Raw genomic sequence first — 16,709 nt, forward strand, 5'->3', positions numbered from 1 at the left:
GGTCCTGTGGCCTCGCCCGGCTACAACACCAGTTGCAACCTGCCGGCCCGTCCATAGTTTCTGTGCAGCGGCGCTTGCACCGGTGCCGCGTCAGGGAGTCCCGTCTGGGTTGATCGTGCGCCGCTGCTCCCGACATGCGTCCCGGATCGCGTGGACAGGTCCATGTCTGCCGACGTGACGCCGCTACGGCAGCGGGTGCCGGCGGCTGCCCGAGAGACCTCGCTGCCGGCTGCCTTCGACGCCTGGTTTACGGCGCGGGGCTGGGCGCCGCGGCCGCATCAGCTGGAGCTCCTTGCGAAAGCCGAGGCCGGGCGCTCCGTGCTTCTCGTCGCTCCGACCGGTGCCGGCAAGACCCTGGCGGGCTTCCTGCCGACGCTGGTGGCGTTGACGGGGCGCGGGCCGGCACCGCTGGGAGGCGGCCTGCATACCCTCTACATCTCGCCCCTCAAGGCGCTTGCGGTCGATGTCGCCCGCAACCTCGAGACCCCGGTCCGCGACATGGACCTGCCCGTGCGCATCGAATCCCGCACAGGCGACACGCCCGCCCACAAGCGCGCGCGTCAAGTCGAGCGTCCGCCGGACATCCTGCTGACCACCCCGGAGCAACTCGCCCTGCTGCTGGCGCACCGGGAGGCGCGGCCCCTGTTCGCCAGCTTGCAGCGCGTCGTGCTGGACGAACTGCACGCGCTCGTCACCTCCAAACGCGGCGACCTGCTGGCCCTGGGGCTGGCGCGCCTGCGCCGGCTCGCGCCCGCCCATACCACCGTCGGCCTGTCGGCAACGGTGCGCGAGCCCGAGGCGCTCTGTCGCTATCTCGTCGGCGTCGGCGCGGCGGAGCCCGCGCGGCAAGCCGATCTGGTGGTGGTCGCGGGGGGCGCACAGCCGCGCATCGAGGTGCTCGACACACACCTGGCGCTGCCGATCGCCGGGCATACCACCGCCCATGCCATGGCCGACGTCTATGGCGCCATCCGGGCTCACCGGCTGACGCTGGTCTTCGTCAACACCCGCCTCCAGGCGGAGTTCGCCTTCCAGGAGCTATGGAAGCTGAATGACGAATCTCTGCCGATCGCGCTCCACCACGGTTCGCTCGACGTCGCCCAGCGTCGCCGCGTGGAAGCGGCCATGGCCGCCGGCCGGCTGCGCGCCGTCGTCTGCACGTCGACGCTCGATCTCGGCATCGACTGGGGCGACGTCGACCTCGTGGTCAACCTCGGGGCGCCCAAGGGCGCCAGCCGCCTGATGCAGCGCATCGGCCGCGCCAACCATCGGCTGGACGAGCCGTCGAAGGCCTATCTTGTGCCGTCGAACCGCTTCGAAATGCTGGAATGCCAGGCGGCGCTGGAGCTGGTCGCGGAGGCGGCGCAGGATACGCCCGAGCCCCGCATCGGCGCCCTCGACGTGCTGGCCCAGCACGTGCTCGGCATGGCCTGCGCCGAGCCGTTCGCCGCCGACGATCTCTATGACGAGGTCCGTTCAGCCGCGCCCTACGCCGCGCTCTCCCGGGACGATTTCGACCGGGTCGTTGGCTTCGTGGCGACCGGCGGTTACGCGCTCAAGAGCTACGAGCGGTTCGCCAAGATCAAGCTCGGCCGCGACGGGCTGTGGCGGGTCTCCAGCGCGCCGGTGGCGCAGCAGTATCGGCTCAACGTCGGCACCATCGTGGAAGCGGCCATGGTGAAGGTGCGCCTGGGGCGCCAGCGCCGCGGTGCCACGGGCGCGCCGGTGCGCCCGACGCCCGGCGGCCGCATCCTGGGCGAGGTGGAGGAGGACTTCATCGAGACGCTGAGCCCCGGCGATACCTTCGCCTTCGCCGGCGAGGTGCTGCGTTTCGAGGCGCTCGCCGCCAACGAGGCGCTGGTGACGCGGGCGGCCGGCACCGATCCCAAGGTGCCCTCCTATGCCGGGGGCAAGTTCCCGCTCTCCACCTTTCTCGCCGACCGCGTGCGCGGCATGCTCGCCGAGCCCGGCAGCTGGAGCCGTCTGCCGCCGGAGGTGGCGGGCTGGCTCGCCTTGCAGCGGATGAAGTCGATGCTGCCCGGGCGCAGCGAACTCCTGGTGGAGACCTTTGCCCGGGCCGGGCGCCACTATCTCGTCGCCTATCCCTTCGAAGGCCGGCTGGCGCACCAGACGCTCGGCATGCTGCTGACGCGGCGCCTCGAGCGGGCGCGGCTCAAGCCGCTGGGCTTTACCGCCAACGACTACGGCCTGGGCGTATACGGCCTCGGCGACCTGTCGGCGGCGGTCGCTCTCGGCCGTCTCGATCTGGCCGAACTGTTCGGCGAGGACATGCTCGGCGACGACCTGGAGGCGTGGCTCGACGAATCGGCCCTGATGAAGCGCACCTTCCGGCAGTGTGCCATCATCGCCGGTCTGATCGAGCGCCGCCATCCGGGCCGGGAGAAGACCGGGCGGCAGGTCACCATGTCGACGGACCTGGTCTACGACGTGCTGCGGCGCCATGAGCCGGCGCACGTGCTGCTCAAGGCGGCGCGCGCCGATGCGGCCACGGGCCTGCTCGATCTGCGCCGTCTGGGTGGTCTGCTCTCGCGCATCCGGGGGCGAATCGTGCACAAGGCTCTCGAGCGGCTGTCGCCGCTGTCGATCTCGATTATCCTGGAGATCGGCCGCGAGCAGGTGTTCGGGGAGGCTTCGGACACCATTCTGGCCGAGGCCGAGGCGATGCTGATGGAGGAAGCGTCGGCATGAACGTTGATGTCGCGCGGTCCTTGCGTCCGGTCGCGCTGCCGCCGCCCGGCGAGGCCGTCGTCGCGCTCGGCGACGCGGCGTTCCTCGCCGATCCGGTGGGCGCGCTGTTCGAGCCCGGCGAGCGGCTGCTCGTGGTCGCCGACCTGCACCTGGAGAAGGGCTCGTCCTACGCCGAGCGCGGCGTGCTGCTGCCGCCCTACGACACGCGCGCCACCCTGAGCGCGCTTGGCGCGCTGGTGGCCCGCTACGCGCCGCGCACGGTCCTGGCGCTCGGCGACAGCTTCCATGACGTGGGCGCCGGCGCGCGGCTCAATGGCGCCGATCGCGCCATGCTGACCGGCCTGCAGGCCGGGCGCGACTGGATCTGGGTCACCGGCAACCACGATCCGCAGATCCCGCAGGCTTTGGGCGGCACGGTGGTCGCGTCGCTCGTGCATCGCGGCATCGTTTTCCGCCACGAGCCGGGCGGCGGCGAAGCGAACGAGATGGCGGGCCACCTGCATCCGGTGGCGAAGGTGCGCATGCGCGGCCGCTCCGTGCGGCGCCGCTGTTTTGCCGTCGGCCCCGGCCGCTGCATCCTGCCGGCCTTCGGCGCCTACGCCGGCGGCCTCAACGTCCGCGACCCGGCGTTCCGGCCCTTGTTCCCGGCGGGCATGGTCGCCCGTGTGCTGGGCACTCAGCGGATCTTCACCATCGCCGACACGATGCTGCTGCCGGACTGACACGGAGGGGCCGATGCGCCCCCGCCCGCCGTCGCTTGGCTAGATGTTTTATATTAGTCCCGGAACTTGGTGGAGCGGATGGATTTTGCATTGAATCATCTGCCCGCCAAGAGCGTTTTCGAGCGAAGTGGACGCTGGTTCGCGTGAAGAAAAAGCGACAAAGCGAACAGATAGAGCATTTCAGCGATTCGAAGAAACGCGGAAATGCTTTAAGACTTTGTTTCGGCAGGAATCCTGTCCAATACCAGCGTCGACTTTTGAGATCGTCCTCTAAGCCCGCAGCAGGCTGACATAGGCGCCAAGGGCTTCAGCATGCCGGCGCTCGGCGCGCAGGCCCACATGGCCGTCGGCGCGGACGACGAGCAGCGTCAGGTCTCCCACGCCCAGCCTTTCGGCCGCGGCGGGCGCGAGGTGAGCCGCGATGTCCGCGATATCGGCATTGGCCGTGAGGGTGACCACCGCGTCGATGATGGTGCGATCGCAGAGGCGCTCCACGTCGTGCAGAACGCCCATGAGGTGCTGTCGGGTCGTCGCCGCCGCCGCGATGAGAAAGGCCGTGTGCCCCCGCCGCTTGGCGAAGTCATGGAGCAGCCCAGTGCCGCCGGCCGCGAAGCGGATCTCGAGCCCGTCCGACAGGCGCTGCCCCGGCCAGATGGCGTCGTGCCGGTCGCCCATGACGATGGGTGAGCCGGCGTAGTCGATGTCGAGCTCCGCCTCGGCGACGGCCTCGTGGTGCCGCGTGGCGGGATCGGCGAAGACCGCCCGGACGGCCGCGTCACGCTGGCGGCGTTCGTGCGGACCCGTGACCATCTGCGCGCCCTCGGCGGCGTCGCCAGAGGCTGCCACCCGTTCCGCCACGGGCCGCCGCTCCGCCTCATAGCTGTCGAGCAGCCGGTCGGAGCATCGGCCCTGGCAGACCAGCGCGAGCTTCCAGGCGAGGTTGAAGGCATCCTGGAGGCCGGTGTTCATGCCGTGGCCCTGCGCGGGGCTGCAGGTGTGCGCGGCGTCGCCGGCGAGCAGGATGCGCCCGGCGCGGAACCGCTGCGCAACCTTGCTGTGGCAATGGAAGCGCGTCGGGTTGGCGACCCCTTCGAAGTCCGCCCCGGGCACGTAGCGCCGCAGCGTGGCTGCGGCATCGGCGACGAGATCGGAATCGGGAGCGCTCGGCCGCAGGTAGACGCGCCAACGCCGGCCGGGCAAGGCGGTCAGGATGACCGGTGTCGGGTCGAGATAGGCGTAGTTCGCCTCGAACGGCTCCGGCCAGCCGCAGACGCCGGCGTCGAACACGGCCCAGGGCTCGCCGATATCGTGTCCGTCCTGGCCTATGCCCGTGAGCGTGCGCACCGTGCTGTGGTACCCGTCGCAGCCGATCACCCATCGGGCGAAGATCTCGCTCGCGAAGCCCTCGTGCTCGACGATGGCGAGGACGCCATCGGCCCGCTCGTCCAAAGCGACGAGCTTCGTGCCGCGCGTGACCTTGCTGCCCTGCCGCGCGAGATAGTCGGTCAGTATCGCTTCGGTGACCTCTTCCGAAATGCCGATGTTGAACGGGTAGCGGCTGCCGCACAGATCGAGATCGATCTCGCCGAGCACGGCACCGCCCGCATGAATGCGGGCACGCCGCTGCTTGACCCCCGCGGCCAACAGCGGCTCCAGAATGCCGAGGGCATCGAAAATCTCCAGCGAGCGCGGATGCACGACCGTCGCACGGTCCCATCCCAGGGGCCGGTCGTGTGCCTCGATGATAAGGCAGTCCACGCCCCGCCGGTGGAGCTCGGCCGCGGCGAGAAGTCCGGTCGGACCGGCTCCGACCACGAGGACGGTCACGGCATTCACCATATCAGGCTCCTCGCCGGATCGCGGGGGGGTGTTTCGATCTCGCGCGGCGCTCGGCACGGAAACGAAGAGGGGCCCCTTGGGGGGCCGATCGGCAGGCCGGCGGCCGCCTCCCGCGGCGGCGTTCGACGCGGCTCCCGGCCGACAGCCCTCCCGACGGCGCGCGGAGGGAAGGACCGCCATCTGCACGGTTTGAACCACCGTGGCCGAGCATCTAGAGCATTTCGGCGGTTCGAAGAAACGCCGAAATGCTCTATCTAATTGTTTTGTCGCGTTTTCTTCACGCGAACCGGCGTCCACTTCGCTCGAAAACGCTCTAATCACGTCTGAACACCACCGTCGCGGTCCAGCCGAAGAGCAGCGAGAGCGCTGCTGCGGCGAGGCCGTAGACCAGCGGCTGGTTGTGGGCGAGATCGACGACCGCCTGTTCGAAACCGGTCTTGACCACGTGGAAGCGCGTCGACGAGCGCGCCACGAAGGTTCCGCCGGAGAGCACCGTGGCCTCCACCTGGTAGCGACCCACGGGGGTCGTCGCCGGCAGCGGGAAGGTGGCGCGGAAGACGTTGGGCGATACGAAGCGAGCCGTGCTCTTCTCGACGAAGAGGCCGTTCTCGCCATTCAGCCGCCGCAGCGCCTCGCGGAAGCGGGCATTGGCGGCATCCCGTGCCGCATCGACGCCCGGTGGCGTGAGCTCGGCCTCCAGACCGAGGCCGTAGGCGAGCCGCGCCTGGCGGGAGGCGATCTCGTCCACCGGCCGCGTCGATACGACCGCCAGATAGATGGGCAGGTCGACGAAGCGCCGCTGCCGCCGGTTCACGTAGACGAAGCCCAGGCGCTGCTTTTCGCGCACGAGCGTGGTCGCGCGCGGTCCTCGCACGGTGACGACGACGTCGTAAGGCGCCTGCCGCGCGGGCGTGGCGAGATCCTTCTCGATGACGCCGAAGAGGGCGACGTCGACGCCGGAGTAGGTGGAGGTGATAGCGATCTGGGTCGTCGAGAGCGAGGTCACCAGGTTCTCGCCGCGCGCCGGTCCGGCGGCCAGCGTCAGTGCCAGTGGCAGGGTGCAGCGGAGGGCGGCCCCACGTCCGCGCGAGCTTGCCCGGGCCGTCATCGCTCTGGCCCCACGCGCATGATCGAGAACGGCTCGTGCGGCTGCACGACGAGCTCGAGGGCGAAGCGCACGCCGACCGCCAGCACGAGCAGCGCCAGCAGGAGGCGGAACGTCTCGCCCCCGAGGCGCTGGCCGGCGCGCGCTCCGAACTGGGCGCCGAAGACGCCGCCGACGACGAGGATCAGCGCCAGCACCACGTCCACCAGTTGGTTGGTCACGGCATGCAGCACGGTCGCGCCCAGCATGGTGCAAAGGATCTGGAACAGCGAGGTGCCGACGACCACCGTCGCCGGGATGCGGAACAGGTAGAGCAGCGTCGGTACCATGATGAATCCGCCGCCGACGCCGAGCACGGCCCCGGCGAAGCCGATCAAGAAGGCGACCGCCAGGAACGGGATGACGCTGGCATAGAGCTTCGAGCGGTAGAAGCGCATGCGCAGCGGCAGCCCGACATACCAGGGGTGTTCGCCGCCGCGCCGGCGCCGCCGGGCCACGCCGCGCCGTGCCGACCACAGCGCGCGCAGGCTCTCCACCAGCATCAGCGTGCCGATGAAGCCGAACAGGACGACATAGGAGACGACAATGACCAGCTCGAGCTGTCCGAGCCGGCGCATGGCGTTGAAGAAGGCGACACCCGCGACGGTGCCGACCGCGCCGCCCAGCGTCAGCACCGCCCCCAGCTTGAGGTCGAGCGCGCCGCGGCGGGCGTAGCCGAGCACGCCCGTCATCGAGGAGGCGGCGATCTGGCTGGTCTGCGACGCGACGGCGATCGCGGCGGGTATGCCGAGGAAGATCAGCAGCGGCGTCATCAGGAAGCCGCCGCTGATGCCGAACATCGCCGAGATGAAGCCGACCGCCGCGCCCATCGCGAGCAGCAGAAACACGTTGACCGGCATATCCGCTATGGGGAGGTAGATCTCCAACCCGCTGTGTCCGTCGCTCCGCGCGCCGAGGGCGGCGCCCGCCGGCCGAAGGGTGCTGCACTATGCTCCAACTTTATGAATCTGAAGCGTTTCTCTTGCGATCGGGTGATTTCACCCAATCGCGAAGCGCTTTAGTCCAGGCAAGCCAAACGCGCAAACACCCCCGATTTCAAGAGACCGGGGGCAGCGAAAGCGGCCGTCTCAAGCCCTGCCGTTGCGCGCCGGCACCCGGTTGCTGGCGTTTGGCGGAGCCGGCGCGACCGCCGCCGGGGCAGAGGTGTCGGTGCCTGGCACCGCTTCGTTGGCGGCCCGGTCCAACGGCTGAGCCTTCCAGCGGTCGGCCACGGCCCGGGCGCTCTCCAGGCCAACGGCACTGAGGCCGGCGCCGACCTCGTCCCGCTTCCTGGCGGCTTCGCCATCGCCACCGCGGGCGGCGACGGCGAACCATACATAGGCCTCGGCCGCATCGGCCGTGATCCCGAGGCCGCGCGTGAGCAGCACGGCGAGGTTGAACTGGCTGTCGCTCAGCCCCAGCTCCGCCGCTCGCCGGAACCAGACCGCGGCGGCGGCGTAATCCGGCTTGCCTTCGGTGCCGTCGGCGCAGAGCACCGCCAGGTTGTGCATGGCCTTGACGTTCCCCTGCACGGCAGCGCGCTCGTACCAGAGACGGGCGCGCGCCGGGTCGCGCGGCACGCCGAGCCCCTTTTCGAGGAGCCGGCCGAGCCGGTATTGGGCCGGCGCCAGGCCGCGCTCGGCGGCTTTCTCCAGGATCGTCGCCGCGAGCTTCAGGTCCTTGACGCCGCCACCACCTTCGACCAGCCGGTCGCCCAGGTCATAGATCGCGTCGGGGCTCTCCGAGAGCGGGCTGTCGGGCATAACCGGTGCCGGTGTCGATGGCGCCGCCGGCGGCGCCATCGCGGGCGACCTGTCGGCGACGCGCGCGCGCGCGCCCGGTTCCGCCGTCTTGGGCGCCCGTGCGGTCGCGTGGCCGGGGGCCGGTGCTTGCGGCGAGCCGATCGATAGTTGCCGAACCACGGATACGGCCGCGGGGGCGCTGACGGCGGCGATCGCGAGGCCGCTCACCCAGAACAGCCCGCGCTTGCCGAGCCATGGGCGCTTGGGTCGCGGCAGCGATGAACGGGGCTTCACGCCAGGTGTGCCGGCGCGGGGAAGGGCCGCATCGGCCGCGCTCGGCGGCTGCACGGAGGCGATGGCCGTCTGCGACGATTGGTCGACCGGTGGCTGCCGCAGGGGAGCCTCGACGCCCGGGGCGTCCTCCGCGCGGCCCGACGGCTGCGCCGTTTCGGCGGTCGGTTCGGATGCGGCAGCGCCCGGGGGCGCGGGCGCCGCAGCATCCGCCGCCGGCGCGGGATCGCCGATGAGGCCGCGCGCCCGCCGGGCGGCGTTGATGAAGTTCGCCTTGATTGTGCCCGGCGCGGCTACGAGGCCACCCGCCGTCGGCAGCGGCGGCAGGGGCTCTTCCGGCGCTTCGTCCGCGGTGCCGTGGCCGCCCGCGCGCGGCAGTTGACCGGCCGCGGCGGCGGGCTCCGTGGCGAGGCCGTCCGCGGCGGGCGGGGTAGGCGGCGCGACCGCCGGGGGTGCGGTGATGGAGGAGCTGCGGGCGTCGGCGGCGCGGGGCGGGGCAACGCGCGGAGTGGGGGGCGCCGGTGGGGGTGCGACAGGGCCGACGAGCACACGGGCGTCCGCGCGCGCGCCGCGCGGCTCGTCCCCGCCGGCCGGCCGCGCGCCTGGCTGCTCCATGGTCCTCAGCCGTTGTGTGAGTTCGGCCAGCGACCGGCGCATGGCCTCGAAGCCCTGCTCGCTCTGGCGGCTGCCGTGGCTTTGGGCCGCTCTGATCTCGGCGAGGCTGCGGCGGATGTCGCCGACCTCGGGTGGGTGGGTCGGGCCGGCGGGCGGCGCGGCTTCGCCACCCTTCGCGGCCAGATCGCGCACGATGTTGAGGTGCGTGCGCATCTCGCCGAGGTCCTTCTCCACGGCGCTGAGCAGGGGCGAGAGATCGGTGCCTTTCACCTCCTGCGTTTCCAGCTGTTCGGTGAGGCGGACGATTTCCGCTCGCAACGCCGTCAGGGTGTCGGCGCCGGCGGCGGGGGCCAGGGCCTCCACGGTGTGGACCAGGCCGCCCAGGCGCGCGTCGATCTGGTCGAGGCGCCCTTCGAGGCGCTGCGCCTCGGCGTTCTGCGCATCGCCGTCGCGGACCAGCGCGTCGATGCTGGTCCGGATCTCGTCCAGGCGCCGCTCGAGCGACAGGACGACGCGGGCTCCCGGCGCGCGCCCGACGGTCTTGGCGAGCCCCTGCACCTCGTCGCGCAGCAGGCGCACCGGCGTTGCCATCGCCTCCTCGACCTCGCGCCGCGTCTGGCGGGCCATCGCCTGGCCGGCGCGGTCGATGGCGTCGTGCAGAGCGCGCAGGTCCTGCCGGGTGGCGAGGTTGTCGAGGCCGAGCCCATGCGATGCGGGGCTGCCGTCGGCAGACTGCGCGGCCACCTCCGGGCGGGGCCGATCGAGGCCCGTCTTGCCGGCCGCGGCCGCCGCCACGCGTGGCTCGAAGATGTCCGAGCGTCCGCTCGTGGCCGCGCCGCCGTGCCGCGCGGTCGAGATCTTCGCGCGAGGTGGCGACGAACGCCGGAGGTCGGCCGTGGAACTCCCGTCCGAATAGGCCTGCAGCCGCGCGGCGATGCGATCGAGCGGCAGCGGCGCGCGCTCACGCTCGGAGCCCGGTCGATCGTCGCTGCCCGCCCGCGCATTGCCCGGTCCGGCATGCCCGTCCGGTGCGGATGAGATCGGGGGGTCGAATGTCCGCATGCGGGGGCAGGGCCTTGGCCGAGGGAGGCGTGATGGCGGACATTGGCATGGCGGATGCCGAAGGCCGTCCGGTCTCGCTCCGGCCCCCTGCGAACGTCCCACCGTCACATTTCGACAATAGGGTAAAAACTAAGTTAAGGACGGTCGTCTTAGGCCTTGCCTTCACTCATCCAGAGCTAGACTGTAAGGAGCGACGCCCTGGATGCACAAGGGCCTCACGCCGCCACGTCAGTGCAGGGGACCATGACCAATCAGCTCAAGGATGCGGTTGGCGCGACGCCTGATGGGTTCCCCACGCCAGGTCTCGGCGCCCGGGCGGAGGAGCGGACGTTCCTGATCGGAGACCTCGCCAAGGAGTTCGGCGTGACCTTGCGGACGCTGCGCTTCTACGAGGATCGCGGACTGTTGAAGCCCCAGCGGCGGGGCGTGGCGCGCCTTTATACGGTGCGCGATCGTGAGCGCCTTCTGGTGATCCTCAAGGGCAAGCAGCTCGGCTTCACCTTGGGCGAGATCGCGGTCATGCTGGAGAGCAGCAATACCGGGCAGGCGGCTGACCTCAAGCTGTCGGTGGCCCAGGTCGAGGAGCAGATCAGCCATCTCCAGCGGCAAAAGGCCGATATCGAAGCGGCCATCGATGAGCTGATACGGACGCGGACCCGTCTGGTGGGCCGCCTGCGCGTGCCGGCGGCGCAGCGCGAGTAGCGGCAGAGAAATACTCGAGATTCAACGGTTTGGAGCGCTGTATCCGATCAGATGATGCATCTGAGCGGGACGTCCTTTGGCAGTGCGACGGGCTGGCGGCCGCCATATCACCGTGCGCCCCTTCCGCATTGTCCCGAGATAGTTTATATGTGAACTATAGCGGGCGGCGATGGGTTGCGCGCGCTGTGGGCTCGGCCGGTCGGCCGAGAGCGCGGCGGCTGCGGCCATCATCGCTCCCGTGTGGCGAAGCCGACATTCGCGTGATCCACGGCGAAACCCGGCGAGGGAGGTCCGATGCCCACCTACAAGGCACCCGTTGACGATGTGCTGTTCCTGCTGAAGGACGTCTTCAAGGTTGAACGCTACAGCAACCTGCCGGGCTTTTCGGACGCGTCGCCCGACGTGATCGAGGCGATCCTCGGCGAAGGTGCCAAGGTCTGCGAGGAGCTGCTGGCCCCGCTCAATCGGGTCGGCGACCTCGATGGCTGCACGCGCCACGACGACGGCTCGGTCACCACCCCCCAGGGCTTCAAGGAAGCCTATCAGGCGTTTGCGGCGGGCGGCTGGATGGGCTTGGCCGCGAACCCCGAGTACGGCGGGCAGGGCCTGCCCTACACCCTGGCCGCCGCCATGAACGAGTTCTCGTCGGCCGCCAACATGGCCTTCTCCATGTACCCCGGTCTCACCATGGGTGCCGCGGCGGCGCTGGCGGTGCACGGCAGCGACGAGCAGAAGAAGACCTATCTGCCGCAGATGATCGCCGGCACCTGGACGGGCACCATGAACCTCACCGAGCCCCACTGCGGCACCGACCTCGGCCTGATCAAGACCAAGGCGGCCCCGCAGGCCGACGGCTCCTACAAGATCTCCGGCACCAAGATCTTCATCTCGGCCGGTGAGCACGACATGGCCGACAACATCATCCATCTGGTGCTGGCGCGCATCGACGGCGCGCCCGACGGGGTCAAGGGCATCTCGCTGTTCGTCGTGCCCAAGTTCCTGGTCGATGCCGACGGCTCGCTCGGTGCGCGCAACGGCGTCACTTGCGGCTCGATCGAACACAAGATGGGCATCCACGGCAATTCCACGTGCGTGCTCAACTACGACGGCGCCACCGGCTGGCTGGTGGGCGAAGCCAACCGCGGCCTCAACGCCATGTTCGTGATGATGAACGAGGCCCGGCTGGGCGTGGCGATCCAGGGCCTGGCCCAGTCGGAGGTCGCCTACCAGAACGCCGCCGCCTACGCCAAGGACCGGCTGCAGGGGCGCTCGATCTCGGGCGTCAAGTCGCCCGAACTGCCGGCCGACTCGATCCTCGTGCACCCGGACGTGCGCCGCAACCTCATGTCGATCCGCGCCTTCAACGAGGCGGCCCGGGCGCTGGTGCTGTGGACGGCCCTCAAGAGCGACGTCGCTCACCGCTCCGAGGACAAGGCCGCGTTGCAGGCGGCCGATGACCTGCTCGGCCTGATGACGCCGGTGCTCAAGGGCGTGCTCACCGACGGCGGCTTCGAGAACGCGGTCAAGGCGCAGCAGGTCTTCGGCGGCCACGGCTACATCGCCGAATGGGGCATGGAGCAGTTCGTGCGCGATGCCCGCATCGCCATGATCTACGAGGGGGCCAACGGCATTCAGGCGCTCGACCTGGTCGGCCGCAAGCTGCCGCGTGACGGCGGCCGCGCCATCATGGCCTTCTTCGGCGAGTTGCAGGCGTTCGCCAAGGAGCACGAGGCCAACGCCGACCTTCAGCCTTACGTGAAGCCGCTGCTGGCCGCGCTCGGCCACCTGCAGCAGGCGACCATGTGGTTCATGCAGAACGGCATGGCCAAGCCCGACAACGCCGGCGCCGGCAGCCACGACTACATGCACCTGCTCGGCCTCGTCGCGCTGGGCTACATGTGGGCGCAGATGGCCAAGGTGGCCCTGGAGAAGAAGGGCGCGGGCGAGGGCGATGCGGCCCGCATGGACGCCAAGCTCATTACCGGCCGCTTCTTCATGGAACGCATGCTGCCGGAGACCGGCGCGCACCTCGCCCGCATCAGCTCCGGTGCCGAGACCATGATGGCGATGCCGGCGGACGCGTTCTAAACCGACCGCCGCAGCGCCCGATGTCGTCGGGGCGTTGCATCCCCAGATCTACGTTGATTACTCGCGTCGAAAGCGCCCGCCGGGATGGCGGGCGAAGCGGAGGCTCACATGGCTGAGGCCTATATCTACGACCACGTGCGCACGCCGCGCGGCCGCGGCAAGCCCGACGGCTCGCTGCACGAATGCTCGACCTTGAAGCTCGCGGCGAGCGTGCTCGAAGAGATCCGCGATCGCAACGAGCTGGACACCAAGCTGGTCGACGACGTGGTGCTCGGCTGCGTCGATCCGGTGGGCGAAGCCGGCAGCGACATCGCCCGCGCCGCGGCGCTGACCGCCGATTTCGGCGACCACGTGCCCGGCGTGCAGATCAACCGCTTCTGCGCCTCGGGCCTCGATGCGGTGAATTTCGCCGCCGCGCAGGTGATGGCCGGCCAGCACGAGATGACCATCGGCGGCGGCGTCGAATCCATGAGCCGCGTCGGCATGGGCGCGGCCGGCGGCGCCTGGCCCATGGACCCGGCCATCGCCATCAAGTCCTATTTCATGCCGCAGGGCATCTCCGCCGACCTCATCGCCACGCGGTATGGCTTCAACCGCGATGACGTGGACGCCTACGCGGTGGAAAGCCAGAAGCGCGCTGCCCTGGCCTGGAGCGAGGGTCGCTTCGAGCGTTCGGTGGTGTCGGTGAAGGACGTCAACGGCTTGACCATCCTCGATCGCGACGAGCACATGCGGCCGCAGACCGACATGCAGTCGCTCGGCCAGCTCAGGCCCTCGTTTATCGAGATGGGTCAGATGGGCGGCTTCGACGCGGTGGCGATCCAGGCCCATCCGGAGGTGGAACAGGTCAATCACGTTCACCACGCCGGCAATTCGTCCGGCATCGTCGATGGCGCCGCCGCGGTCCTGATCGGCAGCAAGAAGGCCGGCAAGGCGGCCGGCCTCAAGCCGCGCGGCCGCATCCGCGCCTTCGCCAACATCGGCTCCGAGCCGGCCATGATGCTGACCGGCCCGGTCGACGTCACGCGCAAGCTGCTCAAGCGCGCCGGCATGAAGGTCTCCGACATCGATCTGTTCGAGCTCAACGAAGCCTTCGCCTCGGTGGTGCTGCGCTACCTCCAGGCCTTCGAGATTGATCCGGCGATCATGAACGTCAACGGCGGCGCCATCGCCATGGGCCATCCGCTCGGCGCCACCGGCGCGATGATCCTGGGCACGGCGCTCGACGAACTTGAGCGCACGGGCAAGGAGACCGCCCTCGTGACCCTGTGCATCGGCGCCGGCATGGGCACCGCCACCATCATCGAGCGGGTCTGAACGCCCTATCAGGTTGCAGTGGCCGGGCGTCGGGACGAGACGCCGCGGGCCGCGATGGAGACACGCCCATGAAGCTTGCAAACTTTACCGTCGAGACGGACGCCGACGGCATCGCCCTGGTCTCCTGGGACCAGCCGGAGCGGTCGATGAACGTGATCACGCCCGACATGATGGCGGATCTGGCCACGGTGATCGACACGCTGGCCGCGGACGCCGCCGTCAAGGGCATCGTCGTCACCTCGGCCAAGAGCGATTTCTCGGCCGGGGCCGACCTCACCATGCTGCAAGGCGTGCGGGCCGAGTATCGGCGGCGCGCCGAGGCCGACGGCCAGGAGGCCGCGCTGGCCTTCTTCTTCGAGGAGACCCGCAAGCTCTCGCTGCTCTACCGCAAGCTCGAGACCTGCGGCAAGCCGGTGGCCGCCGCGATCCGCGGCCTCTGCCTCGGCGGCGGCTTCGAGCTGGCGCTCGCCTGCCATCACCGCGTGCTGTCGGACGACGCGTCGAGCCGGGTTGGCTTGCCGGAGATCAAGGTCGGCCTGTTTCCGGGCGGCGGCGGCACCCAGCGCGTGGCCCGCCTGCTCGCCACGCCGGACGCGCTTCAGTTCCTGTTCAGGGGCGAGCAGATCAAGCCGGCCATGGCCAAGACCATGGGGCTGGTCCACGCGGTAGTTGCCGGCGACCAGGTCGTGCAGGCGGCCAAGGACTGGATCAAGGGTGGCGGCAAGGCCGTGGCGCCCTGGGACGTAAAGGGTTTCAAGGCACCCTCCGGGAAGGTGTTCTCGCCCGTCGGCATGCAGATCTTCCCGGCGGCCAACGCCATCTATCGGCGTGAGACCTACGACAATTACCCGGCCGCCAAGGCGATCCTGGCGTCGGTCTACGAAGGCTTGCAGCTGCCGATGGATCTCGCGCTGAAGGTCGAGAGCCGCTACTTCGCCAAGATCCTTCGGTCGAAGGAAGCAGCGGCGATGATCCGCAGCCTGTTCGTCTCCATGGGAGAGCTCAACAAGGGCGCGCGGCGGCCCGTCGGCGTGCCGGCCTCCGAGCTCAAGACCATCGGTATCGTCGGCGCCGGCTTCATGGGGGCGGGCATCGCCTACGTCACCGCCGAGGCCGGCATGAACGTCGTGCTGCTCGACCGCGACCTGGAGGCGGCGGAGAAGGGCAAGGCCTATTCCGATAACCTCATGGCGGGGCGCATCAAGAAGGGGCGGGCCAAGCCGGAGGCCAAGGAGGCGCTGCTGGCGCGCATCAGGACGACGGCGGATTACGCCGACCTGAAGGACTGCGACCTCATCATCGAGGCGGTGTTCGAGGACCCCAAAATCAAGGCGGACGTGATCGCCAGCACCGAGGCGGTCATCGCGCCGCAGGTCGTCTTCGCCTCCAACACGTCGACTTTGCCAATCACGGGGCTCGCCCGCGCCTCGTCGCGACCCGACCAGTTCGTCGGCATCCACTTCTTCTCCCCGGTGGAGAAGATGCTGCTGGTGGAGATCATCAAGGGCAAGAAGACCGGCGACAAGGCCCTGGCCGCCGCTCTCGACTACGTGCGCGCCATCAAGAAGACCCCCATCGTGGTGAACGACGCACGCGGCTTCTATGCCAATCGCTGCGTCGGCGCCTATATCCGCGAGGGACACCTGATGCTGATGGAGGGCGTGCCGCCCGCCATGATCGAGACCGTCGCCAAGATGGCGGGCATGCCCGTCGGCCCGCTGTCGCTCAACGACGAGGTGGCGATCGATCTCGGCCTCAAGATCGCCCGTGCCACCAAGGCGGAACTGGGCGAGGATGCGGTCGATCCCGAGCAGGAGAAGCTCCTCGTCGCCATGGTCGAGACGCACGGGCGCCTCGGACGCAAGAACGGCAAGGGCTTCTACGACTACCCGGAGAACGGCCCCAAGCGGCTGTGGCCGGGCGTGGCCGACCTGCAGCGCGAGAAGCTCGATGCCGACGCCATCGACGTCGAGATGCTGAAGCAGCGCTTCCTGGTGGCGCAGGCGCTGGAGGCGGCCCGCAGCTTCGAGGAGGGCATCGTCACCGACGCGCGCGAGGCGGACGTCGGCTCGATCATCGGCTTCGGCTTCGCGCCGTTCACAGGCGGCACCCTGTCATATATCGACGGCATGGGCGCCAAGGCCTTCGTCGAGCTCTGCAAGAAGCTGGAGAAGGCTTGCGGCGCTCGCTTCAAGCCCAACCGCCAGCTCGTCAAGATGGCAAAGGCCGGCGGCAGCTATTACGGCGCCGAAGCCCCCGCTCCGACGCGGGAAGCGGCTTAGCGCGGAGACTGGCCACCGGTTTTGGACAAGATCACGCGCGATTCAAAGACTTAGAGCGGGATGATGATCCGAGGAAAAATCATCCCGCTCTAAGCGTTACCTTCCTTGTCATGGCCGGCCCGGCCCGGCCATGACGCCTGCACGGAAACCACGCCCGCGGTTAGACATAAAGCCGGTCTCCACATTTGCGGAACAT

The 16,709-nt window shown here is 69.6% G+C and carries 10 protein-coding genes; 6 read left to right on the plus strand and 4 right to left on the minus strand.

Annotation, left to right across the window (positions count from 1 at the left end; all coding sequences use genetic code 11):
• The first annotated feature begins 162 nt into the window (after positions 1-162).
• The gene (locus tag IEW34_RS23045) at positions 163-2,709 is read left to right on the plus strand and encodes a ligase-associated DNA damage response DEXH box helicase (protein ID WP_188611584.1); all 2,547 of its coding nucleotides are present in this window, start codon (positions 163-165) and stop codon (positions 2,707-2,709) included.
• Positions 2,706-3,431 carry a ligase-associated DNA damage response endonuclease PdeM gene (gene pdeM, locus IEW34_RS23050; RefSeq protein ID WP_188611585.1) on the plus strand — a complete coding sequence of 242 codons (726 nt, stop codon included), beginning with the start codon at positions 2,706-2,708 and terminating at the stop codon, positions 3,429-3,431. The genes IEW34_RS23045 and pdeM overlap by 4 nt, the downstream gene beginning before the upstream one ends.
• A 270-nt stretch (positions 3,432-3,701) precedes the next feature.
• On the opposite strand, the gene IEW34_RS23055 is transcribed toward pdeM, so the two are convergent.
• The 4 genes from IEW34_RS23055 to IEW34_RS23070 all read right to left on the minus strand — a co-directional run bounded on the left by IEW34_RS23055 (position 3,702) and on the right by IEW34_RS23070 (position 10,124).
• Complete coding sequence (locus IEW34_RS23055; protein WP_188611586.1) at positions 3,702-5,270, minus strand: FAD-dependent monooxygenase; 1,569 nt, start codon at positions 5,268-5,270, stop codon at positions 3,702-3,704.
• Between the two features lie 313 nt (positions 5,271-5,583).
• Positions 5,584-6,378 (minus strand): TIGR02186 family protein, encoded by a 795-nt coding sequence (locus IEW34_RS23060; protein ID WP_188611587.1) that lies wholly within the window; start codon positions 6,376-6,378, stop codon positions 5,584-5,586.
• On the minus strand, positions 6,375-7,301 hold the full coding sequence (locus IEW34_RS23065) for a sulfite exporter TauE/SafE family protein (protein WP_188611588.1): 927 nt from the start codon (positions 7,299-7,301) through the stop codon (positions 6,375-6,377). Before IEW34_RS23065 ends, IEW34_RS23060 begins: the two co-directional genes overlap by 4 nt.
• A gap of 201 nt (positions 7,302-7,502) precedes the next feature.
• On the minus strand, positions 7,503-10,124 hold the full coding sequence (locus tag IEW34_RS23070) for an SEL1-like repeat protein (RefSeq protein WP_188611589.1): 2,622 nt from the start codon (positions 10,122-10,124) through the stop codon (positions 7,503-7,505).
• A gap of 243 nt (positions 10,125-10,367) precedes the next feature.
• Here IEW34_RS23070 and IEW34_RS23075 point away from each other — a divergent pair, with 243 nt between their 5' ends.
• From IEW34_RS23075 to IEW34_RS23090, 4 genes are all read left to right on the plus strand, one after another.
• The gene (locus IEW34_RS23075; protein WP_188611590.1) at positions 10,368-10,826 is read left to right on the plus strand and encodes a MerR family transcriptional regulator; all 459 of its coding nucleotides are present in this window, start codon (positions 10,368-10,370) and stop codon (positions 10,824-10,826) included.
• Positions 10,827-11,120: 294 nt separating this feature from the next.
• Positions 11,121-12,914 carry an acyl-CoA dehydrogenase C-terminal domain-containing protein gene (locus IEW34_RS23080; protein WP_188611591.1) on the plus strand — a complete coding sequence of 598 codons (1,794 nt, stop codon included), beginning with the start codon at positions 11,121-11,123 and terminating at the stop codon, positions 12,912-12,914.
• Positions 12,915-13,022: 108 nt separating this feature from the next.
• Positions 13,023-14,231: an acetyl-CoA C-acetyltransferase gene (locus tag IEW34_RS23085; RefSeq protein ID WP_188611592.1), complete on the plus strand. Its 1,209-nt coding sequence runs from the start codon at positions 13,023-13,025 to the stop codon at positions 14,229-14,231.
• Positions 14,232-14,299: 68 nt separating this feature from the next.
• Positions 14,300-16,513 (plus strand): 3-hydroxyacyl-CoA dehydrogenase NAD-binding domain-containing protein, encoded by a 2,214-nt coding sequence (locus tag IEW34_RS23090; protein ID WP_188611593.1) that lies wholly within the window; start codon positions 14,300-14,302, stop codon positions 16,511-16,513.
• Positions 16,514-16,709 lie beyond the last annotated feature (196 nt).

Origin of the sequence: Chelatococcus reniformis, from assembly GCF_014640075.1 — a bacterium.
GTDB classification, from domain to species: domain Bacteria; phylum Pseudomonadota; class Alphaproteobacteria; order Rhizobiales; family Beijerinckiaceae; genus Camelimonas; species Camelimonas reniformis.